This window comes from Pseudomonas frederiksbergensis (assembly GCF_003732275.1).
GTDB classification, from domain to species: domain Bacteria; phylum Pseudomonadota; class Gammaproteobacteria; order Pseudomonadales; family Pseudomonadaceae; genus Aquipseudomonas; species Aquipseudomonas frederiksbergensis_H.
Genome location: NZ_MOBM01000012.1, coordinates 1 through 22,811, shown reverse-complemented (window position 1 = coordinate 22,811; position 22,811 = coordinate 1). Strand labels below are relative to the sequence as shown.

Genomic DNA, 22,811 nt, shown 5'->3' with positions numbered 1-22,811 from the left:
GGCAGCTTTGACTCAATGGATTGAGGTAACAGCGCCATGGATGCATCGATACACATCTGCAAGGCAACACCTGCCGACGCCGGGATCATCAGCCGGATCGTCGAGCGCTCCATTCGCGTCGGCTGCGCGCTCGACCACCGCAACGATCCGCGAACTGTCGCCACCTGGACTCACAACAAAACCATCGAACACGTGCAGCCCTGGCTGGTCGACCCGCGGTTGTACCTGAACATCGCCCTGCTGCAGGACAAGCCGATCGGCGTTGCCATGGCGGCGATCAGCGGCAAGGTCGCGTTTTGTTATGTGCAACCGGAATGGTTTCGGCGAGGCGCCGGACAAGCGCTGGTGCAGGACCTCGAGATGTGGTTGATCGCTCAGGGGTTGCCTCAGGCGCGGCTCAACAGCACCCGTACCGGCGAGGCGTTTTACCACCGTCTGGGTTACCGGGCTTGCGCCGAAACCTTCATCGTGGCGGGACTCCACGCCATTCCCATGCATAAGACACTGTCGCCACCTTCATAGAAAGCTGATCGAGGGTCTAAATCCTTGAGGTCCTGATGCGTTTCCAGAACAGGAAAACCTGCAAGTGCGCCCCGTGACCGGAACGCGCACCTGCCCGGTGTGCAGTTTTGGTCACTATCAACAGCGTATTGAGGGATCGAGAGATGTCAGTCGCTACCAGCCTTATCGAAGATCAGCCGGCCCGGATCATCTCGACGCCTGCCGAGACGCTTTATCAGTTCAACGAATCGCCATTGCTGGCCCGCCAACGCCTGCAGGAATCGAATGCTCGCAGCTACCCGCGACGCATTCCCCTGGCACTCAAGCGCGCCAAGGGCATTTATGTCGAAGATGTCGAAGGCCGCAGTTTCATCGATTGCCTGGCCGGTGCGGGGACTCTGGCCCTGGGGCACAACCATCCGGTGGTGATCGAGGCGATCCAGCAAGTGCTGACCGATGAACTGCCGCTGCACACACTCGACCTGACCACGCCGGTCAAGGATCAGTTTGTTCAGGACCTGTTCGGTCTGTTGCCGCCGGCATTGGCCGCTGAAGCCAAAATTCAGTTCTGCGGCCCCACCGGCACCGATGCGGTGGAAGCCGCGCTCAAACTGGTGCGCACCGCCACCGGGCGCAGCACGGTGTTGTCGTTCCAGGGCGGTTACCACGGCATGAGCCAGGGCGCGCTTAGCCTGATGGGCAGTTTGGGGCCGAAAAAGCCGTTGGGCGCGTTGCTCAGCAGTGGCGTGCAGTTCATGCCGTATCCCTACGATTATCGTTGCCCGTTCGGGCTCGGCGGCGCGCAGGGGGTGCAGGTGAACCTGAATTACCTGGAAAACCTGCTGAATGATCCAGAGGCCGGCGTGCAATTGCCCGCTGCGGTGATCGTCGAAGCGGTGCAGGGTGAGGGCGGGGTGATTCCGGCTGATCTCGACTGGTTGCGCGGCTTGCGACGCATCACCGAGAAGGCCGGCGTAGCGCTGATCGTCGATGAAATCCAGAGCGGTTTTGCCCGCACCGGCAAGATGTTCGCCTTCGAGCACGCCGGGATCATTCCAGACGTGGTGGTGCTGTCCAAAGCCATCGGCGGCAGCCTGCCGCTGGCGGTGGTGGTCTATCGCGACTGGCTCGACACCTGGCTGCCTGGCGCCCATGCCGGGACCTTCCGTGGTAATCAGATGGCGATGGCCGCAGGCTCTGCGGTGATGCGCTACCTGACTGAGCACAAGGTGTGCGAGCACGCCGCCGCCATGGGCGAACGCTTGAGTGAACACCTGCACATCCTGCAACGAGAGTTCCCGCAACTGGGCGATATTCGCGGACGTGGCTTGATGCTGGGCGTCGAGCTGGTCGACCCGACCGGCATGCCGGATGCTCAGGGCCATCCACCGATATTCGGTCGTCTGGCGCCGCTGGTACAGCGTGAATGCCTCAAGCGCGGGTTGATCCTTGAGCTGGGCGGGCGTCACGGCGGTGTTGTGCGTTTCCTGCCGCCGCTGGTGATCACTGCCACAGAAATCGATCGGGTGGCCGACATTTTCGGCAGGGCCATGGCCGCCGCCACCGCCAGCCTCTAAATTTTCTGGTGCCTTGAACGTTCCTTCTACATAACGGCTGCGCACGGCGTGCAGCCCACCCTACAGCGATGGAGAGACAGCATGACGTCAGTATTCGACCGCGAGGACATCCTCTTTCAGGTCGTGGTCAACCACGAAGAGCAATACTCGATCTGGCCCGACTACAAAGCCGTGCCACAAGGCTGGCGCACCGTGGGCAAGAGTGGCCTGAAAAAGGAATGCCTGGCTTACATTGAGGAGGTCTGGACCGACATGCGTCCACTGAGCTTGCGCCAGAAAATGGAAGAACAGGCGGCTGTGGCTCACTGAGTCACCGCCCAAAAAGAAGCCCGCTGAACCGGTAAGGTCAGCGGGCTTTTTTTTGTTTGGAATTTGTGTCGCGTGTCAGGCCGCCATCGCGAGCAGGCTCGCTCCCACATTTGATCGGTGGCGATCACAGAGTCTGTGATCGGCACAAATCCACTGTGGGAGCGAGCCTGCTCGCGATGAACGATAACGCGGTCTAACTGACGTTACACCCCGCTCAACCCCTTGATCACCAAATCCACATTCCCTTCCAGTTCGGCCACCGGATCCGCCGCATCGACACTCAACACCACCAGCCGGCTGCCAGCCTCGGCAATCACCGCTTTCACCGGGTCCGACGGCTGGCGATGATGCAACACCACCGCCACATCATTGCCCTTGAGCGTCGCACCCAGTTGTTTGAGCGCCTGCGGTGTCCATTCGGCATCCGGTCGTGCATCAAGGCCAATCAGCTCCAGGTTGAGGCCGCCGATCAGGTAGCTGAAATGATCGCTCAGGCTCATCACGCTCAGATTGTCGGCATTCGCCAACCGTGACTCGCTGTCGGCGCTGAGCTTGAGCAGGCGCTGTTTGAGCGCTGCCAGGTTGGCGTCGATCTTCGGTTTCGCCGCTGGGGCCAAGCGCATCAGGTCTGCCGCCATCACATCCGCCATGCGCCCCATGTTATTACTGGCCAACCAAGGCTGACTGTTCAAACCGTCAACCTTGCTGCCAGGCTTCACGGCGATGCCGGGCAGTGCGCCGTCCACCGGGCGGGCGGCGTCGATTTCAATGATGCGGATATTGCTGCGACGGGCGTTCGGGTACAGCGGATCGTCCGGCCACAGTGAGCGCAGGCCGATGACCGCATCGGCGTCGATCGCCAGCTTACTTAGCGCCGGAGCACCACGGCCGGTGAAGTAAGCGGTCTGCCGACTGCCTGGCAGGTTGGCCGGTGCGGCGCGCTCAAGGCTGACATCGGTACCCTCCAGCAGCAGGGCACCCAGACCGTAGGTCACAGGCAACGCCGCCAGGACCAGCACTTTTTGAGTGGAAGTCGAGGCGAAGAGCGCGGTGTTACCCACACCGTGATTGGCCATCAGACGCATCGGTTCGAAGGTGTCGGTGGCGAATGCGTTGAAGGAGGCTGGCACACACACGGTCACCGCCAGGGTCAATTGACGCAGAGAAAAAGACATTTATCCGAGGTTCCCTTTCAGACTTGGAACGATGCCGCGAGCTATGGCGGCCAGAGCGAAGGCGATACCGGCCACCAAAATGATCGCGGCACCGGAGGGGATAGGCAGGTCAAAGACAATCGGCGCGAGAATTCCGCACAGCGTGCTCACCGTGGCAATCAGCACCGAACACCAGAAGAAACCCTTCAGCGACTGGCTGAGCAAGCGCGCGGCCGCTGCTGGAATTACCAATAGGGCGCCGACCAGAATCGCGCCGATGACTTTCACCGCCGCCACCGTGATCAGGGTCACCAGAATCACGAACAGATAATCCAGGGTCTTCACCGCCACACCGCGTACCGCCGCCAATTGCGGATTGAAACTGGCGAGCATGATGCGGTTGTACAGCGGCAGAGCCAGCGCCATCACCAGCGAACCAACGATGGCCAACACCAGCAGGTCATTGCCGTTGACCGTCAGCACCGAACCGAACAGCACGTTTTCCAGAATGTGTACGTTGATCTTGCCGGCCAGAATCAGCAGCAGGCTCGCACCCAGCGCCAATGATACGGAGAGAAACACACCGATCAAAGTATCCGGCGCCAGCCCCGTACGGTTGCGTAAATAGTTGAGCAGAATGCCGAACAGCAGGCAGTAACCGAACAGGCTGCCATAAGGCCCGGTGTAGGGTTCACCGAGCAGAATGCCTATGGCCACGCCGGTCAGTGCCGCGTGACCCACGGCTTCGGAGAAAAACGCGAAACGCTTGACCACCACCAGCGTACCCAAGCCGCCCAGCACCGGGCCGATCAACAGCCCGGCGAGCAGGGCGTTGACCACAAAACCATAGGCCAGTGCTTCCGGCAGGTAACCCGACGAGGCCCATCCCTGGACCATCAATCGAAAGGCTTCATAGCTCATCAGGCAGCGCTCCGGGGATGGGTCGAGAACAGGGTCAGCAGTCGCTCCGGGGTCAGTGCCTGTTTCGGCGTGGCATCGAACAGCACCCAGCGATTGAGGCCGGTAACCCGGTCCGCCAGACGCCCGACCGCTTCCAGATCATGCTCGATCCACAGCACGGTGATGCCGCTCTGGCGCCAGTCGCCCAGCAGCCGTTCGAACACCTGAATGCCGGCCTCATCGAGGGCTGACATCGGTTCGTCGAGCACCAGCAGTTGCGGCGACGGAATCAATCCCTGGGCCAACAAAACACGCTGACGCTCACCGCCGGAGAGGGCGCCCATGCGCCGCTTGCGCTTGTCCTGCATGCCGACCCGCTCCAGCGCTTCAGCGATCGCCGCTGCATAATGCTTGCTCAACCCGAGGAATGCCGGGCGTCGCTGACACATGGCGGCCATGAAGTCATCGACAGTCATCGGTAAACCGCGATCGAACTCCAGCGCCTGGGGCACGTAGCCGATGGTCCCCGGTTCACCTGGCCATTGCAGGCTCAGGCGACCCTGATGCGGCATTTGCCCCAGCAGGGTCTTGATCAGCGAACTCTTGCCGCCACCGTTAGGACCGACCAGTGCATGCACGCTGCCGGGCTGAATCTGAAAGGTCACCTTGTCGAGGATCGTCGTGCGACCCAGCGTCAGGCTGACCTCGGCGAAATCCAGGGTCGGCCCCGAAACCTGTGGGAGTGAGCCTGCTCGCGAATGCGGTGTGTCATTTAACGATGATGTTGACTGACGGGACGCTTTCGCGAGCAGGCTCGCTCCCACAGGGGACTCGGGGGTGGTCGGGCTGATGGTTTCTTGAGCCGTCATGCGCCGGACTCCTGAATCGCCCGGACCACGGTGTTGAGGTTGCCGGTCATTTCTTTTTCGTACTTGTCGGCGGTGTATTCGCCATAGGAAATGTGTGACAGCGGGTACAGCTTCACCCCGGATTCACGCTGGATGGTCTCGACGTAAGTGGACGGGAAATCCATCTCCGAGAAGATCACCTTCACGTCCAGTTCCCGCAGTTGATCGATGGTCTTTTTCAGCTGGCTAGGGCTCGGTTCAATACCGTGGGCCGGCTCGACCACGGCAGTCACTTCCAGGCCAAACTCGCGCAGCAAATAGTCGTAGGCGGCATGCACCGTGGCCACGCGCAGCTCGGCGTTCGGCGCCTGGGTGAGTTTTGCCAGGGCGTCGGCGCGCATCTGCCGCAGGCGTTTGCCATAGGCGCGGGCGTTTTGTGTATAGGTTTTGGCATTGGCCGGGTCGAGCTTGCCCAGTTCCCGGGCGATGTTGTTGATCTGGGCAATGGAAGCGCTGATCGACAGGAATGTGTGCGGGTTGACCACCTTGCCGGCACCGCGGGCAGCAACACCGGTTGCGGCCAGCAGGGGCACGTTTTCGTTGGCTTCGATCACCTTGATGTTCGGGGTTTCGCTGGCGGCGATCATGCGGTCGGCGAAGTCGTCATGGCCCACACCGTTGAGCACGACCACGTCCAGAGCGCTGATGCGTTTGATGTCTTCGGCCCGCGGCTCGTAGGCATGGGGGTTGAAACCGGCCGGGATCAGCGGCACCACTTCGGCCTTGTCGCCGACGATGTTCGCCACGTAACTGTAATAAGGGTGCAGGGTGATACCAATTCGCAGGCGCTTGGCTTCGTCTGCACTGGCCAAAGGTGTCAGCAAACAGGCAAACAGGCCGACCAGCAGCAGGCGAAAAAAGGACTGACGTTGAGATGAACTAGGCATGGGAAAGCGGTCTTCTCTCGGGTGAAGGCGAGGGTTCAATGCCGATGCTGGCGGGTGACGCCGGCATCGAATTGCGCGACGATCTGCTGCCAGCCGGCGCCATTAAGCGCAGCGTCGGTGAGATCGTTTGGAGCGGGGAGGGCGCTGCCACGGTTGAGCCAGATGTCTGGCGCCGAGTCGTCTTCAGCGGTCAAACGCATCAAAAACGAACCGGCAACGGTCGGGCTCTGGCTCTGGCCGAAGTACGCCTTGGCGTCCAGCAACTGCCAGGCATGGCCGCCGCGGCTGACAGAACTGGCGTCCTGGGCAAACGGCGCAAAACCGTCATCGGCGAGGGTGGCGGGTGTGGGCAGTGCTTGCTGTTCCTGACGCAACAGATGAATTTCATCCAGCGTGACCCGCAGGTCGGCGTAAATACCTTGCTCGGATGCGCTCAGATCACGGCGGGCATCCAGTTGATGGCTGCCAACGCTGCTCACTTCCTGAGCCTCGCCACGCCAGGCGACCACCGAGCCGGCAACCGCCAGGATCATCAGGCACAACAGCAACACATAAAGGGTTTCATGGCCGGCACCGGCCGGGCGAACAACTTGGGTGGTGGGCGACGTCATGCTCACGTTCAGGGCGCCTCGATGTCGGCTTGGTCGATCTCGACGACATGGCCGGGACCGGCGTCGAATAGCACATAGAACTCGGCGCCGGGCTTCTTGAACGTCAGGGTCGAATCGGCACCGAGCTTGCCCGGTACCAGAATGGTTTCGTCATAGCCGATTACATCCAGGGTCACTCCCGGCGCGCCACTGCCGTCGGAAAAACCGCCGGTGCATTGAATCTGTTCGGCGTCGATGGCCTTGCATTCACACATCGGGTTATGGGCCAGGGCACTGGTGCTGAAGGTGGCGCAGAGCATCAATAAAACGGGGCGAAAAGCGTTGATCATGGTTTGCCTCCTTGTTTGTTCAGCCATGCGAGAGTGGCCGGGGATGCCTGGCTCAGAGGGACGGACGCTTGATGCATGGCGCCGTCCCAGCCTTCCATGGTGATCCACAGCTCGGCGTCGGTTTTGGTCTTTTCAGGCACCGGCAGCATCGCGCCCATGTGGTACGGCGTACCGAAGAAAATCGCCCCGGCCGCGCGCAGGCTGCGGGGTTTGCCGATGCGCAGGTAAGTTGCCTTGACCTGATCGCGACAGCGTTCGCACAGCGCTGCGTTGAAGCCTTTCATGTAGCCGGCGGGGCCAGTCAATCGTGGCGCTTCGTTGCGCAGTTCGGCCAGTTGCAGGCTCCAGGGACCGACCTCGATTTCGCCGATCTCTCGCTCCCCCAGTCCGCTGTCGCCGCGAAACAGCGAGGCGTCGGCCAAGTATTTGGGCATGAAGCCCAAAGGGATCAACAGCAAGAGAATGTTGATGTGCAAGCGCCATTTGCGCCAAAGCAGGCTCGCCCGCGAAGGCGGCGATGCAGTGATCGTCTTGCTCACAGGTTGCCCTCCGGAGTCTGTTGGTTCATGACCGTTTGCGGTCTCGACACCGGGCGCGGGGCCTTGTTGCTGCGCTTGAACGCATTGGCGGTGGCCAGGGCAGTGCGTTTGGTCCAGATCAGCAACCCGCTGAGCACCATCATGCTCAGCAGCAAACCGAAGAAGAACCAGATCAGCTTGATCCAGATCCCGCCAAAGTCACCGGTATGCAACGGACGCATCGACTCGGTCACGAACTCCAGACCGGTGCGATCGGTCAGCAACCGCGTGCTGGCGATATCGCCGTTATACGGGTTGACCTCGGCCGTCTGGAACATCAGCGGATACCAGCTTCGACCGCCCACTGACAGGTGGCCGTAGGCGTTGCCCGGCAAGGAGACAAAACTGGCGTCAAGTCCGGGGATTTGCTCTTGAGCGACCTTGATCGCCTGTTCCAGGCTGATCATCGGAGCCAGCTTGCCAGTGCTGGTCAGCGGCACGCTTTCACGCGAGATGACCGACACCACCGGTTCCGTGGTAATCGAAATCTGGTTGTCGAACAGAATCGCCTTGATCAGGAACCAGACACCGGTGATCGAGATCACCGCAATGAACCAGATCGACCAGATGCCGCTGAGCCGGTGAAAGTCGCCCCAGAAAATCCGCGCGCCATGGCGAATGCGCAGGGTCGGTCGGAAGAAGCCTTTCCAGAACCGTTTGTAGACCACCAGCCCGGTCACCAGCGACGCCAGCATCGGCAGCGCGAGGAACGACACCAGATACCAGCCCCAGCTGTAGCCGTTTGTGAACGGCACCAGCCACCAGCCATGCAGTGCGCGGGTGAACGCCTTGAAGTTGAATTGGGGAGCGGTGCCCTGAATCACCCCGCTGTAGGGGTTTACATAGACCGTCACCGAGCGCCCGTCCGGGTAACTGACGTCCACGTCGAGTGCGAAATGCGACTCGTCGGGGCGACTGATGCCCTGGACCAGTGTCTGGGGTTCGGCCTTTTTGATGGCGGCAATGATCTCGTCATAATTGAGCCGCGGCGTATCGTCCGAAGGCGGGCTGGCACGCATTTGCGGATTGGCGAGCCAGACAATCTCCTGACTGACCACCGCCAGCGTGCCAGTCACACAGACGATCAATACAAAGAACCAGATGGGCAGCGCCAGCCAGCTATGGACCAGAAACCAGAGTTTTGAGCGGGATTTCTTCGACATGATTAAAGGTCTTGTTTCGATGAGAGGAGCGCTGCTGTGGGCTTCCCAGCGTTGCGCTCCGTAAAAAGTCCGGCCGTGGCTTTTGCCTACGCGACCGACTGCATCTAAATAAGACGTATGAGCATCGGAAATCCCGAAAGGGGATATGAAAGTAAATGTTTCGTGTTTCTGTCTTGGGAGGGTTTGCTCGTGAATGGGGCCTGACAGTCGACATTGAAGTTGAATGCAATGACCCCATCGCGAGCAGGCTCGCTCCCACACTGGATCGGCGGCGTACACATAATGTGCGTTCAACACCGATCAACTGTGGGAGCGAGCCTGCTCGCGATGAGGCCGGATCAGACACTGAAGTCCTCACCCCTGCTTAAACATCTCCTTCGCCCGCTGTTCGATCTGTTCCTGAGTCAAATCCTCCTTGCGCGTGGCCAGAAACCACAGATGCCCGTAGGGATCCTTCAAAGTCCCCGAACGGTCGCCATAAAACTGATCCTTGACCTCGGACACCTGCGTGGCGCCGGCCTCGATTGCCTGTTTAAAGGACTTGTCCACATTGTTCACATACAGATGCAGCCCCACGGATGGCGACTTGTCCGGGTTGCTCAATGGTCCCTGGTCACATGGCGTGCCAAGCATGATCGGGCAGTCGCCGATACGCAGCTCGGCGTGACCGATGCCGCCATCGGGCATGGCCAGGCGCATGACTTCGGTGGCACCAAAGGCTTTTTTGTAGAAGTCGATGGCTTCGGCAGCTTTCTGAATGCCCAGATAAGGGGTGATGCTGTGATAACCCTCTGGAATAGGTTTTACGCTCATGACGGTTCTCCTTTTGTTGTGGGGTTAAGGTGTTCCTTCGCCGATTTCCGGTCGAATAACTATAGGTCAGCCCTTTCCCCGCGACCGAGTGCCCGACGAGCAGCAGATTACTTCCCAAACCTCCATCGACTGGCAGGACGCCATCGCGAGCAGGCTCGCTCCCACAGTAGTTTTGTGTCGTGAACGAGAATTGGGTCTGAAAACAGATCCAATGTGGGAGCGGGCTTGCTCGCGAAGGCCGCACCGCTATTTCCGATCAACCCCCGACTCAAGCAGCTGCGCCCCCGGCCCTTGCTCACCCAGCACATCACCAAAGTTACGCAGCGGACACGCCTCCATCGACAAACATCCACACCCGATACAGCCATTGAGCCTGTCCCGCAGCAGAGTCAGTTGATTGATCCGTTCATCCAGATCCCGGCTCCACTGCGCCGACAACACTTTCCAGTCCGCCGCCGTCGGTGCATGGTTGTCCGGCAGGGATTTCAACGCCTCGCCAATCTCCGCCAGCGCAATCCCCAAACGCTGAGCCACTTTGATCAGCGCCACCCGGCGCAACACTTCTCGCGGATAACGTCGCTGATTGCCCTGATTGCGATTGCTTTTGATCAGGCCCTTGGACTCATAGAAATGCAGCGCCGTGACCGCCACACCACTGCGGGCGGCCACTTGGCCGACGGTCAGTTCTTTATGCAGGTTTTGCGAGGTGATCATTTAAAAAATGCCCCTTGACCTCTAGTTAACTGGAGGTTTTACCCTGCAGGCCTTCGTATCGCAAGATCCGGCTTACAGTGAGTGGGGACTATTCATGCACGCGCCAGAGAAGAATCGCAGCTTTACCCAACTGATTGAATTCGAGATCGAGCCCCGTCAGCAGGCCGCGCTGGTGTCGGCACTGGCGGCGCACACCGAACGTCTGGCCCAAGGTTATACAGGTTTTCTGAGTGCCAGCATCCAGGCCAGCGACGATGGCCGACGGGTGCTCAATTACCTGCAATGGCAATCCCGCGAAGCCGGAGAAGCGGCCTTTCAGAGCTTCGAAAGCGGCGAGCAGGATCTCTGGCAACTGATTCAAACCCATAGGGCGAAAACCGTGACCTTCGGCTCTTTCCAGGTGCTGCATAGCCTGGCGCTTAGTCACGACAACGCGCTGCACTGCACGCTGATCGGCTAGATCGACAATTGCATCAAGCGTTCACCCTGCAGGTTCTCCGTGGGTCGGCGTTTATTCACCGCCAGTTCGCCGATCTTGATCAGCCGAGTGCGGGTTACGTTGCGGCTCAGCCCCAGCAGGGCAGCAGTGTGAACCTGGTTGTAATGACTGAAGCGGTAAGCCGCCCGCAACAACGCATCTTCGACTTTCTCGTGCAGCGCGCCGGCCTGTTCCTCGAAGAGCTTTTGAAAGGCCCGATCGAGCAAGGCTTCCGGTGAGTCATCGACGTTGGCGTGGTAGTCGTCCTGACGCTCGATGCGCATGTTCGACAGCCGCAAGTCATCGCGCTCGATCACACCATTGCGGCAGATCAACAGCGTGTGGTGAATGACGTTTTCCAGTTCGCGGATATTGCCCGGCCAGCCGTAGCTGCGCAGTTTGTGCTCGGCCTCCTTGCTGATGGTGATGCTGCCGTAACCCAAACGCCGGCTGTAGGCTTCGACGAAGTGCCGGGTCAGCGGCAGGATGTCGCCGGGGCGCTCGCGCAACGGGCTCAGTTCCAGGCTGACCACGTCGAGGCGGTAATACAGATCCTCGCGAAAGTGCCCCGCATTGATGGCTTTTTCCAGTTGCACGTTGGTCGCTGCCAGCACGCGCACATCGATGGGAATGCTCTTGCGCGAACCCAGGCGCACCACTTCGCGCTCCTGCAACACCCGCAGCAATTTCACCTGAATCGCCATTGGCAAATCGCCGATTTCGTCGAGGAACAAGGTGCCGCCATCGGCCTCTTCGAACCAACCGGCCTTGGCACTCAGCGCGCCAGTGAAAGCACCTTTTTCATGGCCGAACAGCTCGGCCTCCACCAGGGATTCGGAGAATGCACCGCAGTTCACCGCCACGAACGGCCGGTTGCGCCGGGCGCTGAGGTTGTGGATGTGCCGCGCCACCAGCTCCTTGCCGGTGCCGGTTTCACCGATGATCAGCACGCTGGCTTCACTTGGCGCGACCTGCTGCAAGTGCGCCAGCAGGGCTTGGGATTTCGGGTCTTCGAACACCTGTGCCGTGGCGCGAATCGAGGTGGCCAACGCGGGCGAGGGCGGTAAGGTCAGCAGTTGCATGGGGCAGGCTCCATGAGTGGAAGGCTATGAATAGAAGGTCGGGATCGGCAGGGACTGGTTCAGCGCCCAGTCACCCAGTTCATGGAGTTTGTAATCCACCGGGTCGTGCAGGGTTTGCGTACGCAAGTTGCGCCAGTGGCGGTCCAGCCGCAGTGAGGCGTGAGTCGAACGGGCGCCGGTTACTTCGAACAAACGGCTGCACAGCTCCAGGCCATTACGGGTGGCGGCGACTTTGGCGGTGGCGATGGCGGTGGCCAGATGTCCGCGTTCCTCGGCGCTCAGAGTCGGCCCCTTGGCCCAGGCTTTGTCGAGCAACTCGGCGGCGCGTTGCACCAGCAATCGAACACCTTCCAGTGCCACCCAGAATTCGCCGTAATGGCCGAGCACGTAAGGATCCTGCCGCACATCCAGAGCACTGGATTTATGCCATGGACGGGTTTCGGTGAGGGTGTATTGCCGCGCCTCTTCAAAGGCGCCCTCGGCAATGCCAAGAAACATATGGGTGAACGTCAGCTGGGCGATCAAGGGACGCAGGCAGGCGAACGGCGTGCTCAACGGACCGGGGTCGAGCAGCAGTTCCGACTCTTCAACCCGCACCCGTTCAAACGTGGCGCTGCCGCTGTCGGTCTGGCGCTGACCCATGCTGTTCCAGTCGTTGTGCAGCGTTATACCGCTGCGTCCGCTGGGAATCGCGGCGATCAACAACTTGCCGCCGGCACTTTCATCGACGGCCGAGGCGATCAGCATTTCCGAGTCGCTGGCGCCGGAGCAGAAGCTCTTTTTGCCGGAAAACTCGCGCCAGCCTCCGAGGTCTTTCACCACGGTACGAGTGTCCAACGGATTGAGGGCGTTGCCCCAGAACCAGTTCTTGCGAGCCGTCTGTTCAAACCACGGTTGCCATTGTTCGGGCCGGGCGAACAGGCGCACGGTGGCGAGCATCAGGTGATGAAAGCCGAAGACATGGGCGATCGAACTGTCGACCTTGGCGAACTCGCGCACGATGTTCAGGGTTTCACTCCAGCTGGCGCCGAGGCCGCCGTACTGGACGGGAATGCTTAAAGCGAGCAGGCCGCTGTGGCGCAAGGCATCACGTTCGGCTTTTGGCGTACCGCCGCGTTCATCGCGCTCGACAGCGGTCAGGGCAAACTCGGCGGCCAGCTGGCGGGCGGTCTGCACGGGGGACAACAGGGCGCTTATCGGCTTGGCAGTCACGCGGGGTTCCTCTTGGGACTCATCTCAAGTTTCCTGGGGGAATGGGGGCTTTTGTGGCGAGGGAGCTTGCTCCCGCTCGGCTGCGAAGCAGTCGTAAATCGGCTCGCGCGGTTTTTCAGAAGATCCGCGCTCACCGGTTATGGGACTGCTTCGCAGTCCAGCGGGAGCAAGCTCCCTCGCCACAGGTTTGCGGATCCACAGGAGAGCGGTTTTCAGGCCGTGGCTTTGGCCGGCAGCACATCATTGGCAATCATTTCGCCAAACGGCCCGGTGAGGTTGGTGACGCCACGTCCGGCCAGGCTGGCATACGGCTCGGGCAGCAGCGGGAACACCAGTTCGGCAAAGCGATAAGCCTCTTCGAGATGCGGGTAGCCGGAGAAGATGAAACTCTCGATTCCCAAGTCCGCGTATTCCTTGATCCGCGCCGCCACTTGTTGCGGGTCACCCACCAGCGCAGTCCCGGCACCGCCGCGCACCAGACCGACACCAGCCCAGAGATTGGGCGAAATTTCCAGGTTGTCGCGGCGTCCATCATGCAGCGCCGCCATGCGTCGCTGGCCTTCGGAATCAAATCGCGAGAACGACTTTTGCGCGGCAGCAATGGTCTCGTCGCTGATGTGCTCGATGAGTTTGTCCGCAGCTTTCCAGGCCTCTTCGGCCGTCTCGCGCACGATCACATGCAGGCGAATCCCAAACTTCACCGTGCGACCGTTTCGCGCCGCACGCTCTCGAACATCGGCCAGTTTTTCAGCTACAGCGGCAGGCGGTTCGCCCCACGTCAGGTATACGTCGACCTGCTCGGCAGCCAGGTCATGAGCGGCCTCGGACGAGCCACCGAAATACAGCGGCGGATAAGGTTTCTGCACCGGTGGATACAACGCTTTGGCGTTCTGCACCCGCAGGTGTTTGCCTTCGAAATCCACCGATTCGCCTTGCAGCACCCGACGCCAGATCTTCAGGAATTCGTCGGTGACTTCGTAGCGTTCGCTGTGATCGAGAAAACTGCCGTCGCCACGGTTTTCATCCGGGTCGCCGCCGGTTACCACATTGATCAGCAAGCGGCCACCAGACAGTCGATCCAGCGTCGCGGCCATCCGTGCCGAGACCGTCGGTGAAATAATCCCCGGACGGATCGCGACCAGATACCGCAGGCGTTCGGTCAACGGCACCAGGGCCGAGGCGATCACCCACGAATCCTCGCAGGAACGCCCGGTAGGAATCAGCACGCCGTGGTAACCCAGACTGTCGGCAGCCTGGGCCACTTGCTTCAAATAGTTGAGCGTCACTGGGCGCGCGCCCTGAGTGGTGCCCAGGTAATGGCCGTCGCCGTGGGTGGGCAGAAACCAGAAAACATCCATGAAGAGATCCTTAAGCAATTTTCAGCAGATTTTTGGGAGACACGCCGAATAACGGCGCCGCGCGTTCTGCAGCAAGACGAATGCGGGCCCTCAAGGGCTCACTGGTTATTTGATAATTGGAGAAGTCGGCTTCGGTGGCATAGACGCCAATCGGCAAGGTCAGGGCCTGGAAGAAACTGAACAGCGGCCGCAACTGATGATCGAGCACCAGCGCGTGACGTTCGCTGCCACCGCTGGCAGCCAGCAGCACCGGCGTGTCGATCAGTGCGTTGAGGTCGATCAGGTCGAACAGGTGCTTGAGCAGGCCAGGGTAGGAGCCGCGATAAACCGGCGCGGCGACGATCAGCAAGTCGGCGCTTTCGATCGCTTGCAGCTCGGCTTCGATATCGGCGCTCAGTTCCTGACGCGACAGCGCGGCGCCCAGTGGTCGGGCGATGTCGCCCAGTTCGATCAGCTTGCTCTCGATCGGTAACTGCTCGGCCAGTTCGGCCAACAACGCTTGGGTCAACACCAAAGTGCGAGACGGACGCCAGGTACCGCCGGAGAGGGCAACGACTTTCAATGGACGCGACATGATCAGTTCCTTTTTAAACAGTTGCTCAGCGAGCAGTGATGAGTCACCGGAGTTGAGCAAGAGCTGTACCAATCCTTGGGAGCCCCGTTTTCCGTGGCTTTCAGCGCAATTGCTGGCAGGCACTGTTCGATTGGACCGGCTGTTTGTTGATTGACTGTTGCCAGGCAAACAGTTGCGTGGGCAACAGTGCGTGAGGCGATGGAGTTGTTTATAAAGGCTATTTGTTATTACTCAAAAGACATTAAATTAATATTTATATGCAATTTAGAGATATAAGGCTGGTGTGGGAGCTGTCGAAGGCTGCGATCTTTTGATCCGATACCCACTATCGAGAGCGTTGATTTCTACCCTTCGAGCGGCACGGGTAGCCTGTGTTCATTGCCCCGAACACAGATCACCGGACGCCCGAAATGAAATCTCTACTCGCCACTTTCTTGTTGCTCGCCATCTCCGTTCTCGCCGGATGTGCCAGCCATGTTTCACCGGAATTGCGGCCCTACACCGCTGAAGAAACCCGGGAACTGGCGCTGGAGGCCCTGAATCGTCGTGGCTTGTCCTTCGAGGAGTACCACGCGAAGAAAGCCGAATTGCTCGGCCAGCCGGCAAAATCGTTCAGTTTCGACAAACAAGGGGAGATGAACGCCGAACGCGCAGTACAGCTGCACGGTCGCCCAAGTTGAGCGGCGACTGTACCGCTCGAACTTTCACGCAACTGTCCATGGGATTCCCTCAAGGCGTGCGATAGGGTCAACACCTGACTGACCCTGATGGACTGCCACCCATGACACTCTCGCTCGACCTGCTGCTGGGCTTTGCCCTGTTTGCCCTTGTCACCTCGATCACCCCCGGCCCGAACAACACCATGTTGCTGGCCTCGGGCGTGAATTTCGGCTTTCAGCGCACCATTCCCCACATGCTGGGCATCACCTGCGGCTTCTTTGTCCTGGTGGTCGCTGTCGGTTTCGGCCTGGGCACGGTATTTCAAACCTATCCAATGCTTTACACCGTCTTGCGCTATGTCGGCGCGGCGTATTTGCTGTACCTGGCGTGGAAGATTGCTCATTCCGGGCCGGTAGCCGAGGGAGAGCAGGGCGAGGGCAAGCCGATCAGTTATTTGGGCGCGGCAGCCTTTCAGTGGGTCAACCCGAAGGCCTGGATCATGGCCATCGGCGCCATCAGCACCTACACGCCGATGCAAGGCTATTTCACCAATGTGATTGTGATTGCCGCAGTCTTCGCCTTGATCAACCTGCCAAGCGTCGGGGTGTGGGCCGGCTGCGGCACGCTGTTGCGCAATGTGCTGCGCGATCGCCGCTGGTTGCGGCTGTTCAACTGGGGTATGGCCTTATTGTTGGTGGCTTCGATGTATCCGTTGTTACTCGAAAGTTTTAGCTGACGCATTGCTTCATCCGGTGGCCCGATGCCTGTTAAGCTCGACTTCAGGAGCGTTCCTACGCACTTTTAAATGAAGTTGTTCTTCTTTAATGGCTTCCGATCAGGTATTGCTGTCGTTCTGAAAATTCGGCGTCGCTCATGAGGCGGCGCTTTGAAACTTCCAGTGACGAGCTTCCTGATCCCGGAACACGCTCTGCGAGTCTTTTATGAATAAACGTCCGTTGTATTTCGACTACGCCGCCACCACGCCGGTGGATGAGCGGGTCATCAAGGTCATGGTCGAGTGTCTGGGGTTCACAGGTAACTTCGGCAATCCAGCGTCCAGTTCCCACGCCTTCGGCCAACAGGCCCGGCAATCGGTTGAGCAAGCACGGCGCCAGGTCGCCGAATTGGTAGGCGCCCAGGCGGAGCAGATCGTCTGGACCTCCGGCGCCACCGAGTCCAACAACCTTGCCCTCAAGGGCGTGGCCCAGGCCCGCGGTGTATCCGGCGGCCACATCATCACCAGCCAGATCGAACACAAAGCGATTCTCGACACTGCAAAACAGTTGCAGGACGCAGGCGTTGCGGTGACGTATCTGGTGCCCGATGCCGATGGCATGGTTACCCCGCAAGCGGTCAGTGAAGCGATGCGTGAGGACACCTTTCTGGTGTCGGTGATGCTGGTCAATAACGAGCTGGGCACCGTCAACGACATCCCGGCCATCGGCCAGGTGGTGCGTGATCGCGATGCGTTGTTCCACGTTGATGCGGCTCAGGGCGCGGGCAAAGTGCTGATCGATCTGGCCCGGTGGCCGGTGGACTTGATGTCGTTTTCGGCGCACAAGGTCTACGGTCCCAAAGGCATCGGCGCGCTGTATGTCGGTCCTCGTGCGCAGCAGCGTCTGCAGGCGCAGATCCACGGCGGCGGTCACGAGGGCGGGTTGCGTTCCGGCACGCTGGCGACGCACCAGATTGCCGCAATGGGGGCAGCCTTCGCGTTGGCGGCCACCTCGTTCGATGAAGAAAAAGCCACCATTGCGCGTCTGCGTGAACGCTTGCTCGAGCCGCTGCTGAGCATTCCCGGCGTGCGCCTCAATGGCAGCCCGACCCAGCGCATTCCCCATACCCTGAGCCTGACTTTCAACGAAGGCGAGTTCAGTTCCGCGGCGTTGAGCGCCTCGATCGCGTTTTCCGCGACCTCGGCCTGTAATTCCGCCAGCAATGCGCCGTCCCATGTGCTGCTGGCCCTGGGGCATGACGCACGCTCGGCCAGTCGCACCATTCGCTTGAGCCTGGGGCGTTTCACCACCGAGCAGGATATCGATCAAGCGGTACACCTGATTAAAGCAACTTGCGCCAGTGCTCCGGCATTCTGGGCGACAGGTCCTTAAGCGCCGACTCCGATCGGCACCGAATAATAATGATGAGTGGTTAGCAGGAGACACGATGAGTACACAGCCTTTGACCAATGGATTGGTACCCCAGCGCCTGGCGCAAACCCGCGAGCTGATGAGCCGGGAGGGCATTCATGCTCTGCTGGTGCCGTCGGCCGACCCGCACCTGTCGGAATACCTGCCGGGCTATTGGCAGGGACGGCAGTGGCTGTCGGGTTTTCATGGTTCGGTGGGCACGCTGATCGTCACGCCGGATTTTGCCGGTGTCTGGGCCGACAGCCGCTATTGGGAACAAGCGAGCAAGGAGCTCAAGGGCAGCGGCATCGAACTGGTCAAGCTGCAACCGGGTCAACCCGGCCCGCTCGATTGGCTGGCCGAGCAAACCCCTGAAGGCGGTGTCGTCGCAGTCGATGGCGCGGTGATGGCCGTGGCCTCCGCGCGTACGTTGAGCAGCAAACTCGAAGAGCGCGGCGCACGTCTGCGCACCGACATCGATCTGCTGAGTGAAGTCTGGAGTAACCGTCCGAGTCTTCCGAACGAGCCGATCTACCAACACTTGCCGCCTCAGGCGACGGTCAGCCGTGGCGAAAAACTCGCCAAACTGCGTGAGGTGCTGAAAGAGCGCGGTGCCGACTGGCACTTCATCGCTACCCTCGATGACATCGCCTGGCTGTTCAACCTGCGCGGCGGCGATGTATCGTTCAATCCGGTGTTTGTGTCCTTCGCCCTGATCAGCCAGCAGCAGGCCACCTTGTTCGTGGCCCTGAGCAAAGTGAGCGCCGAGCTGCGCGCCATTCTCGAACAGGACGGCGTGACCCTGCGCGATTACAGCGAAGTGGCCGACGCCTTGCGCGCTGTGCCGAGCGGCGAGAGCCTGCAAGTCGATCCGGCGCGGGTCACGGCCGGTCTGCTGGATAACCTGGACAGCGGCGTGAAACTGCTCGAAGGCCTGAATCCGACCACTCTTGCCAAGTCGCAGAAAAGCCTGGCTGATGCCGAGCACATACGTCGGGTCATGGAGCAGGACGGCGCGGCGCTGTGCGAATTCTTCGCCTGGCTGGAAGTGGCCTTGGGGCGTGAGCGCATCACCGAACTGACCATCGACGAACACCTGACCGCGGCGCGTACCCGGCGTCCGGATTATGTGTCGCTGAGCTTCAACACGATTGCCGCGTTTAACGCCAATGGCGCCATGCCGCACTATCACGCCACCGAAGAAGAACATGCGGTGATCGAGGGTGACGGCCTGTTGCTGATCGACTCCGGCGGCCAATACCTGGGCGGTACCACCGACATCACCCGAATGGTGCCGGTGGGTACGCCGACTGCCGAGCAGAAGCGCGATTGCACCCGAGTGCTCAAAGGCGTGATTGCACTTTCCCGTGCTCAGTTCCCACGAGGCATTCTGTCACCGTTGCTGGACGCTATTGCCCGCGCCCCGATCTGGGCCGAAAGCGTCGACTACGGCCATGGCACCGGTCATGGCGTCGGCTACTTCCTCAATGTTCACGAAGGCCCGCAAGTCATCGCCTATCAGGCCGCGGCGGCACCGCAAACTGCGATGCAGCCGGGCATGATCACGTCCATCGAGCCGGGCACTTACCGTCCGGGTCGCTGGGGTGTGCGGATCGAGAATCTGGTGTTGAATCGTGAGGCGGGCAAGAGCGAATTCGGTGAGTTTCTGAAATTCGAAACCCTGACCCTGTGCCCGATCGACACCCGTTGCCTGGAACCGTCGCTGCTGACCGAAGATGAGAAACAATGGTTCAACGGCTATCACGCCGAGGTGCGTGAACGCTTGAGCCCGTTGCTTGACGGCGCGGCCCTTGAATGGTTGAACACCCGAACCGCGGCTATTTGAGCGGTTTGAGTTCAGGCGCTGTTTCCAGCGCCTGGCTCATGTCATAGGCGGCGCTGGTTATTGCGCACGCAGGGCTTCAAGGACGAAGTCCAGCCGATCCTGGCCGAAGAACAGCTGATCACCGACAAACATGCTCGGCGCACCGAATACACCGCGTTGCACCGCTTCCTCGGTGTTTTTCTTGAGGGCGGCTTTGACGTCCTCATCGGCGGTCAGCGCCAGCACTTCGTTCGGATCAAAGCCATTTTGCGTCAACACGGCGACGACGGTCGCTGGATCATCGAGGCTGCATCCTTCAACCCAAAGGGCGTGAAACAGGCAATCAATAAACGCCTGAAAGCGTTCGGAATGACGCAGTTGCATACCCATGACGGCGCGCATCAGCATCAGGGTATTGATGGGAAAGTGCGGGTTGAACTTCAGTTGCACACCATAGCGTTCGGCATAGCGGTCCAGGTCCTGAAACATGTAGCGACCCTTGGCCGGTACGGTGATGGGGGAAGCATTGCCGGTAGCTTTGAAGACGCCACCCAGCAGCATCGGTCTGTAGATCAGCTGACTATCGGTCTGTTTGCAGATCTTCGGCAGTTGGGTATAGGCCAGGTAAGTGGCAGGGCTGCCGAGGTCGAAAAAGAACTCCACGGTTTTGCTCATGGTCGATGTGCTCTTCTTATTATGGTAGGGGAGGGCTTACCAGCGTTCGTTCCAGGGGCGCAGATCCAGCTCGAAGGTCCAGGCGTCCCGTGGCTGGCTGTGCAGGTACCAATAGTTGTCGGCGATGTGCTCGGGATTGAGGATGCCGTCCTGATCCTTGGTCGCGTATTTCTCCGGAAAATTGTCGCGGATAAAATCGGTGTCGATGGCGCCATCAACCACGACGTGGGCGACATGGATGTTCATCGGTCCCAGTTCGCGGGCCATGCTTTGCGCCAAGGCGCGAATCCCGTGCTTGGCACCAGCGAAAGCGGCGAAACCTGCGGCGCCGCGCAAACCAGCAGTGGCGCCGGTGAACAGGATCGTGCCTCGTTGGCGGGTGACCATGCGCTTGGCCACTTCACGGGCGTTGAGAAAACCTGAGAAACAGGCCATTTCCCAAATCTTGAAATACTTGCGGGCGGTTTCTTCGAGGATGCTGCACGGTACATTGGCGCCGATATTGAAGACGAACGCTTCAATGGGGCCGATCTCGGTTTCGATCTGCTCGATGAGCGCTATCACGTCTTCTTCATTGCGCGCATCGCAGGCAAAACCGTGAGCCTCGCCGCCACTGGCTGTGATGGACTCTACCAGTGGCTGAAGTTTGTCTGCGCTGCGACGTGTGACGCAGGCGACATACCCTTCACGGGCAAAACGTTTGGCGATGGCGCCGCCGGTGGCATCGCCTGCGCCGACGACCAATACGATGTTCTTGTTATTGATAGCGGTGGTCATGGATATCGCCCTTTGCTGAACGGTCATTGACTGACGAACGTTAGCAGCATCGGGGCGAAGCGACTATCGGGCTACGCAAGCCCGATAGAAAGGGAGGGTTACTTGCAGATGACGATCATGCTACGGCTGGTATAGCCGGCAGGGTTGAGGCCGAACGGATAGTCACCAGGCTCTTCCACCGCATCTCCTGACTTGGCGATGACCTTGTAACCCTTGGGTGCGCACGAATTGGCGGCGCTGGTGTAACACTTGTCCCACGAGGACGAGAGTCCCGAACAGTTGATATGCAGTCCTTTCTTGCCGTGTTTTATCTGGGGTTTCGAGGTCGCCGCGCAGCCCGCAATTGCAAGTACGGCGATCAGTATCAAAATTCGTTTCATTGCTGTCCTTAATAGCGGCCCCGGATCTGTGCCTGGGTCTGCCTGCATTCGCTTTTGCTTGAAGCGCTCTGATATCCCTGTCTGAAAAAATCCATGTCTGACACTGAGTTACGTCGCCTAAACATGGCCTAATTGAGCGGCAAATACCAGACCTTCGTCAAATCTCGTTTCAATCCGCTGCGACCACAGGCTTGGCGGTACTCCCCATGGTCAGGGTCGCGCCGACGGAAGCCAGAATGATGCACAAGATAGCCATCCACTGTGACAGGGAAAGGTGTTCCTGGAGGAACAACAGGCCAGACAGCGCGCCGATCGCAGGTTCGATGCTCATCAATGTGCCGAAGGTCCGGGCTGGAATCCGTGTAAGGGCTACCATCTCCAGGGTATAGGGCAGGGCGGTGGACAGAATGGCGACCCCGATGGCCACGGGAATCAACGAGGGTGTCAGTAACGCGGCACCAGCGTGGACAATGCCGATGGGCGCTACGAACAGTGCGGCAATCATCACGCCCAATGCTGCGGTCTGCACCCCATTATCAGCACCGGCCTTCTGGCCGAACAGAATGTACAACGCCCAGCAGACACCAGCACCAAGGGCATAGCCGGCGCCGACCAGATCGATGCCTGCGCTTGTGGCGCCTGTCGGAATCAATAGCAGTAAACCTAAGGCTGCCAGAGTGATCCACAGAAAATCGATCGCTCGACGTGAGGCATAAATTGCGACTGCCAATGGGCCGGTGAACTCCAGGGCTACGGCGATACCCAGAGGAACGGTGCGCAAGGACATATAGAAGAGGAAGTTCATGCCGCCTAACGCCATCCCGTAGACGATAACGGTGCGCAGGGATTTCGCGGTCAGCTTCGCTCGCCACGGGCGCAATAGCAGCAGCATGATCACACTGGCAAAAATCAGTCGCAGGGTGGTCGTTCCTTGAGCACCGATAACCGGGAACATGCTTTTGGCCAGGGAAGCTCCGGACTGGATCGACGCCATGGCTATCAAGAGCAGACCAACCGAGAACAGGGTCGAGGCAAGGCTGCGGGGGTGGTCATTCATTGCGTGGCATCGTCCGAAGTAGCAAGCGAGAGTATTGTTTTATGTGTTGGGCAATATACTGCGCATTAGTTGCAGGCGCGTCTATATATAAGCAGGGATTTTGAACATCCTGATAGAAAAGCGTAATCAGGGGTTGACGGCAGATTCTGGAAGTCTATAATTC

At 59.8% G+C, this 22,811-nt stretch carries 26 protein-coding genes; 8 read left to right on the top strand and 18 right to left on the bottom strand.

What is annotated here, in order from left to right:
- Positions 1-36 precede the first annotated feature (36 nt).
- The 3 genes from BK662_RS08125 (at position 37) to BK662_RS08115 (ending at position 2,387) form a co-directional block, all read left to right on the top strand.
- Positions 37-522 (top strand): GNAT family N-acetyltransferase, encoded by a 486-nt coding sequence (locus BK662_RS08125; RefSeq protein WP_123357647.1) that lies wholly within the window; start codon positions 37-39, stop codon positions 520-522.
- A 143-nt stretch (positions 523-665) separates the two neighbouring features.
- A complete protein-coding gene (locus BK662_RS08120; protein WP_123357646.1) occupies positions 666-2,078 on the top strand; it encodes an aspartate aminotransferase family protein in 1,413 nt (470 codons plus the stop codon).
- 81 nt (positions 2,079-2,159) lie between these two features.
- Positions 2,160-2,387 (top strand): MbtH family protein, encoded by a 228-nt coding sequence (locus BK662_RS08115; RefSeq protein WP_007934245.1) that lies wholly within the window; start codon positions 2,160-2,162, stop codon positions 2,385-2,387.
- A 203-nt stretch (positions 2,388-2,590) separates the two neighbouring features.
- Here the strand turns inward: BK662_RS08115 and BK662_RS08110 are convergent, their stop codons facing one another.
- The 10 genes from BK662_RS08110 to soxR all read right to left on the bottom strand — a co-directional run bounded on the left by BK662_RS08110 (position 2,591) and on the right by soxR (position 10,444).
- Positions 2,591-3,562 carry a metal ABC transporter substrate-binding protein gene (locus BK662_RS08110; RefSeq protein ID WP_123357645.1) on the bottom strand — a complete coding sequence of 324 codons (972 nt, stop codon included), beginning with the start codon at positions 3,560-3,562 and terminating at the stop codon, positions 2,591-2,593.
- Positions 3,563-4,462 (bottom strand): metal ABC transporter permease, encoded by a 900-nt coding sequence (locus BK662_RS08105; RefSeq protein WP_007906536.1) that lies wholly within the window; start codon positions 4,460-4,462, stop codon positions 3,563-3,565.
- The gene (locus tag BK662_RS08100) at positions 4,462-5,310 is read right to left on the bottom strand and encodes a metal ABC transporter ATP-binding protein (protein WP_123357644.1); all 849 of its coding nucleotides are present in this window, start codon (positions 5,308-5,310) and stop codon (positions 4,462-4,464) included. The genes BK662_RS08105 and BK662_RS08100 overlap by 1 nt, the downstream gene beginning before the upstream one ends.
- Positions 5,307-6,236, bottom strand: coding sequence for a metal ABC transporter substrate-binding protein (locus BK662_RS08095; protein ID WP_123357643.1), 930 nt, complete (start codon positions 6,234-6,236; stop codon positions 5,307-5,309). The genes BK662_RS08100 and BK662_RS08095 overlap by 4 nt, the downstream gene beginning before the upstream one ends.
- Positions 6,237-6,271: 35 nt before the next feature.
- Entirely contained in the window at positions 6,272-6,847 is a 576-nt protein-coding gene (locus tag BK662_RS08090) for a DUF6162 family protein (RefSeq protein ID WP_123357642.1), read from the bottom strand.
- Positions 6,848-6,855: 8 nt separating this feature from the next.
- A complete protein-coding gene (locus BK662_RS08085) occupies positions 6,856-7,176 on the bottom strand; it encodes a hypothetical protein (RefSeq protein ID WP_123357641.1) in 321 nt (106 codons plus the stop codon).
- The gene (locus BK662_RS08080; protein ID WP_123357640.1) at positions 7,173-7,715 is read right to left on the bottom strand and encodes a PA2404 family protein; all 543 of its coding nucleotides are present in this window, start codon (positions 7,713-7,715) and stop codon (positions 7,173-7,175) included. Before BK662_RS08080 ends, BK662_RS08085 begins: the two co-directional genes overlap by 4 nt.
- The gene (locus BK662_RS08075) at positions 7,712-8,917 is read right to left on the bottom strand and encodes a PepSY-associated TM helix domain-containing protein (RefSeq protein WP_123357639.1); all 1,206 of its coding nucleotides are present in this window, start codon (positions 8,915-8,917) and stop codon (positions 7,712-7,714) included. The genes BK662_RS08080 and BK662_RS08075 overlap by 4 nt, the downstream gene beginning before the upstream one ends.
- 354 nt (positions 8,918-9,271) lie before the next feature.
- A complete protein-coding gene (locus tag BK662_RS08070; protein WP_123357638.1) occupies positions 9,272-9,730 on the bottom strand; it encodes a VOC family protein in 459 nt (152 codons plus the stop codon).
- A gap of 246 nt (positions 9,731-9,976) precedes the next feature.
- Positions 9,977-10,444, bottom strand: a complete 468-nt coding sequence (soxR, locus tag BK662_RS08065; RefSeq protein ID WP_123357637.1) for a redox-sensitive transcriptional activator SoxR — start codon at positions 10,442-10,444, stop codon at positions 9,977-9,979.
- Positions 10,445-10,538: 94 nt separating this feature from the next.
- Here soxR and BK662_RS08060 point away from each other — a divergent pair, with 94 nt between their 5' ends.
- On the top strand, positions 10,539-10,904 hold the full coding sequence (locus tag BK662_RS08060) for an antibiotic biosynthesis monooxygenase (RefSeq protein WP_123357636.1): 366 nt from the start codon (positions 10,539-10,541) through the stop codon (positions 10,902-10,904).
- On the opposite strand, the gene BK662_RS08055 is transcribed toward BK662_RS08060, so the two are convergent.
- From BK662_RS08055 to msuE, 4 genes are all read right to left on the bottom strand, one after another.
- On the bottom strand, positions 10,901-12,004 hold the full coding sequence (locus BK662_RS08055; RefSeq protein ID WP_123357635.1) for a sigma-54 interaction domain-containing protein: 1,104 nt from the start codon (positions 12,002-12,004) through the stop codon (positions 10,901-10,903). The genes BK662_RS08060 and BK662_RS08055 overlap by 4 nt on opposite strands.
- 24 nt (positions 12,005-12,028) lie before the next feature.
- The gene (locus BK662_RS08050; protein ID WP_123357634.1) at positions 12,029-13,216 is read right to left on the bottom strand and encodes an acyl-CoA dehydrogenase family protein; all 1,188 of its coding nucleotides are present in this window, start codon (positions 13,214-13,216) and stop codon (positions 12,029-12,031) included.
- Between the two features lie 212 nt (positions 13,217-13,428).
- Positions 13,429-14,574, bottom strand: coding sequence for an FMNH2-dependent alkanesulfonate monooxygenase (ssuD, locus tag BK662_RS08040; RefSeq protein ID WP_048397477.1), 1,146 nt, complete (start codon positions 14,572-14,574; stop codon positions 13,429-13,431).
- A gap of 10 nt (positions 14,575-14,584) precedes the next feature.
- Positions 14,585-15,148 (bottom strand): FMN reductase, encoded by a 564-nt coding sequence (msuE, locus tag BK662_RS08035; protein ID WP_123358120.1) that lies wholly within the window; start codon positions 15,146-15,148, stop codon positions 14,585-14,587.
- 410 nt (positions 15,149-15,558) lie between these two features.
- Here msuE and BK662_RS08030 point away from each other — a divergent pair, with 410 nt between their 5' ends.
- From BK662_RS08030 to BK662_RS08015, 4 genes are all read left to right on the top strand, one after another.
- Positions 15,559-15,828 carry a hypothetical protein gene (locus BK662_RS08030; RefSeq protein WP_008006484.1) on the top strand — a complete coding sequence of 90 codons (270 nt, stop codon included), beginning with the start codon at positions 15,559-15,561 and terminating at the stop codon, positions 15,826-15,828.
- 101 nt (positions 15,829-15,929) lie between these two features.
- Complete coding sequence (locus BK662_RS08025; protein WP_123357633.1) at positions 15,930-16,544, top strand: LysE family translocator; 615 nt, start codon at positions 15,930-15,932, stop codon at positions 16,542-16,544.
- A 205-nt stretch (positions 16,545-16,749) separates the two neighbouring features.
- Positions 16,750-17,916 (top strand): cysteine desulfurase family protein, encoded by a 1,167-nt coding sequence (locus BK662_RS08020; RefSeq protein WP_123357632.1) that lies wholly within the window; start codon positions 16,750-16,752, stop codon positions 17,914-17,916.
- Between the two features lie 55 nt (positions 17,917-17,971).
- Positions 17,972-19,780: an aminopeptidase P family protein gene (locus BK662_RS08015; protein ID WP_123357631.1), complete on the top strand. Its 1,809-nt coding sequence runs from the start codon at positions 17,972-17,974 to the stop codon at positions 19,778-19,780.
- 57 nt (positions 19,781-19,837) lie between these two features.
- Here BK662_RS08015 and BK662_RS08010 read toward each other — a convergent pair whose 3' ends face one another.
- From BK662_RS08010 to rhtA, 4 genes are all read right to left on the bottom strand, one after another.
- Positions 19,838-20,434 carry a 2-hydroxychromene-2-carboxylate isomerase gene (locus BK662_RS08010; protein ID WP_123357630.1) on the bottom strand — a complete coding sequence of 199 codons (597 nt, stop codon included), beginning with the start codon at positions 20,432-20,434 and terminating at the stop codon, positions 19,838-19,840.
- A 36-nt stretch (positions 20,435-20,470) separates the two neighbouring features.
- Positions 20,471-21,211 carry an SDR family oxidoreductase gene (locus BK662_RS08005; RefSeq protein WP_123357629.1) on the bottom strand — a complete coding sequence of 247 codons (741 nt, stop codon included), beginning with the start codon at positions 21,209-21,211 and terminating at the stop codon, positions 20,471-20,473.
- 98 nt (positions 21,212-21,309) lie between these two features.
- Positions 21,310-21,591, bottom strand: a complete 282-nt coding sequence (locus BK662_RS08000; RefSeq protein WP_123357628.1) for a hypothetical protein — start codon at positions 21,589-21,591, stop codon at positions 21,310-21,312.
- A 169-nt stretch (positions 21,592-21,760) separates the two neighbouring features.
- Positions 21,761-22,648: a threonine/homoserine exporter RhtA gene (gene rhtA, locus BK662_RS07995; protein ID WP_123357627.1), complete on the bottom strand. Its 888-nt coding sequence runs from the start codon at positions 22,646-22,648 to the stop codon at positions 21,761-21,763.
- Positions 22,649-22,811: the final 163 nt, after the last annotated feature.

Excerpts from the sequence above, each read along its gene's own strand:
- BK662_RS08000 (WP_123357628.1), bottom strand. The coding sequence starts at position 21,591 with ATGAAACGAATTTTGATACTGATCGCCGTACTTGCAATTGCGGGCTGC.
- BK662_RS08090 (WP_123357642.1), bottom strand. The coding sequence starts at position 6,847 with ATGACGTCGCCCACCACCCAAGTTGTTCGCCCGGCCGGTGCCGGCCAT.
- BK662_RS08030 (WP_008006484.1), top strand. The coding sequence starts at position 15,559 with ATGAAATCTCTACTCGCCACTTTCTTGTTGCTCGCCATCTCCGTTCTC.
- BK662_RS08005 (WP_123357629.1), bottom strand. The coding sequence starts at position 21,211 with ATGACCACCGCTATCAATAACAAGAACATCGTATTGGTCGTCGGCGCA.
- BK662_RS08095 (WP_123357643.1), bottom strand. The coding sequence starts at position 6,236 with ATGCCTAGTTCATCTCAACGTCAGTCCTTTTTTCGCCTGCTGCTGGTC.
- BK662_RS08100 (WP_123357644.1), bottom strand. The coding sequence starts at position 5,310 with ATGACGGCTCAAGAAACCATCAGCCCGACCACCCCCGAGTCCCCTGTG.
- BK662_RS08025 (WP_123357633.1), top strand. The coding sequence starts at position 15,930 with ATGACACTCTCGCTCGACCTGCTGCTGGGCTTTGCCCTGTTTGCCCTT.
- BK662_RS08020 (WP_123357632.1), top strand. The coding sequence starts at position 16,750 with ATGAATAAACGTCCGTTGTATTTCGACTACGCCGCCACCACGCCGGTG.
- BK662_RS08075 (WP_123357639.1), bottom strand. The coding sequence starts at position 8,917 with ATGTCGAAGAAATCCCGCTCAAAACTCTGGTTTCTGGTCCATAGCTGG.
- BK662_RS08120 (WP_123357646.1), top strand. The coding sequence starts at position 666 with ATGTCAGTCGCTACCAGCCTTATCGAAGATCAGCCGGCCCGGATCATC.
- rhtA (WP_123357627.1), bottom strand. The coding sequence starts at position 22,648 with ATGAATGACCACCCCCGCAGCCTTGCCTCGACCCTGTTCTCGGTTGGT.
- BK662_RS08070 (WP_123357638.1), bottom strand. The coding sequence starts at position 9,730 with ATGAGCGTAAAACCTATTCCAGAGGGTTATCACAGCATCACCCCTTAT.
- BK662_RS08105 (WP_007906536.1), bottom strand. The coding sequence starts at position 4,462 with ATGAGCTATGAAGCCTTTCGATTGATGGTCCAGGGATGGGCCTCGTCG.
- BK662_RS08010 (WP_123357630.1), bottom strand. The coding sequence starts at position 20,434 with ATGAGCAAAACCGTGGAGTTCTTTTTCGACCTCGGCAGCCCTGCCACT.
- BK662_RS08060 (WP_123357636.1), top strand. The coding sequence starts at position 10,539 with ATGCACGCGCCAGAGAAGAATCGCAGCTTTACCCAACTGATTGAATTC.
- ssuD (WP_048397477.1), bottom strand. The coding sequence starts at position 14,574 with ATGGATGTTTTCTGGTTTCTGCCCACCCACGGCGACGGCCATTACCTG.
- BK662_RS08115 (WP_007934245.1), top strand. The coding sequence starts at position 2,160 with ATGACGTCAGTATTCGACCGCGAGGACATCCTCTTTCAGGTCGTGGTC.
- BK662_RS08110 (WP_123357645.1), bottom strand. The coding sequence starts at position 3,562 with ATGTCTTTTTCTCTGCGTCAATTGACCCTGGCGGTGACCGTGTGTGTG.
- BK662_RS08085 (WP_123357641.1), bottom strand. The coding sequence starts at position 7,176 with ATGATCAACGCTTTTCGCCCCGTTTTATTGATGCTCTGCGCCACCTTC.
- BK662_RS08055 (WP_123357635.1), bottom strand. The coding sequence starts at position 12,004 with ATGCAACTGCTGACCTTACCGCCCTCGCCCGCGTTGGCCACCTCGATT.
- msuE (WP_123358120.1), bottom strand. The coding sequence starts at position 15,148 with ATGTCGCGTCCATTGAAAGTCGTTGCCCTCTCCGGCGGTACCTGGCGT.
- BK662_RS08125 (WP_123357647.1), top strand. The coding sequence starts at position 37 with ATGGATGCATCGATACACATCTGCAAGGCAACACCTGCCGACGCCGGG.
- soxR (WP_123357637.1), bottom strand. The coding sequence starts at position 10,444 with ATGATCACCTCGCAAAACCTGCATAAAGAACTGACCGTCGGCCAAGTG.
- BK662_RS08015 (WP_123357631.1), top strand. The coding sequence starts at position 17,972 with ATGAGTACACAGCCTTTGACCAATGGATTGGTACCCCAGCGCCTGGCG.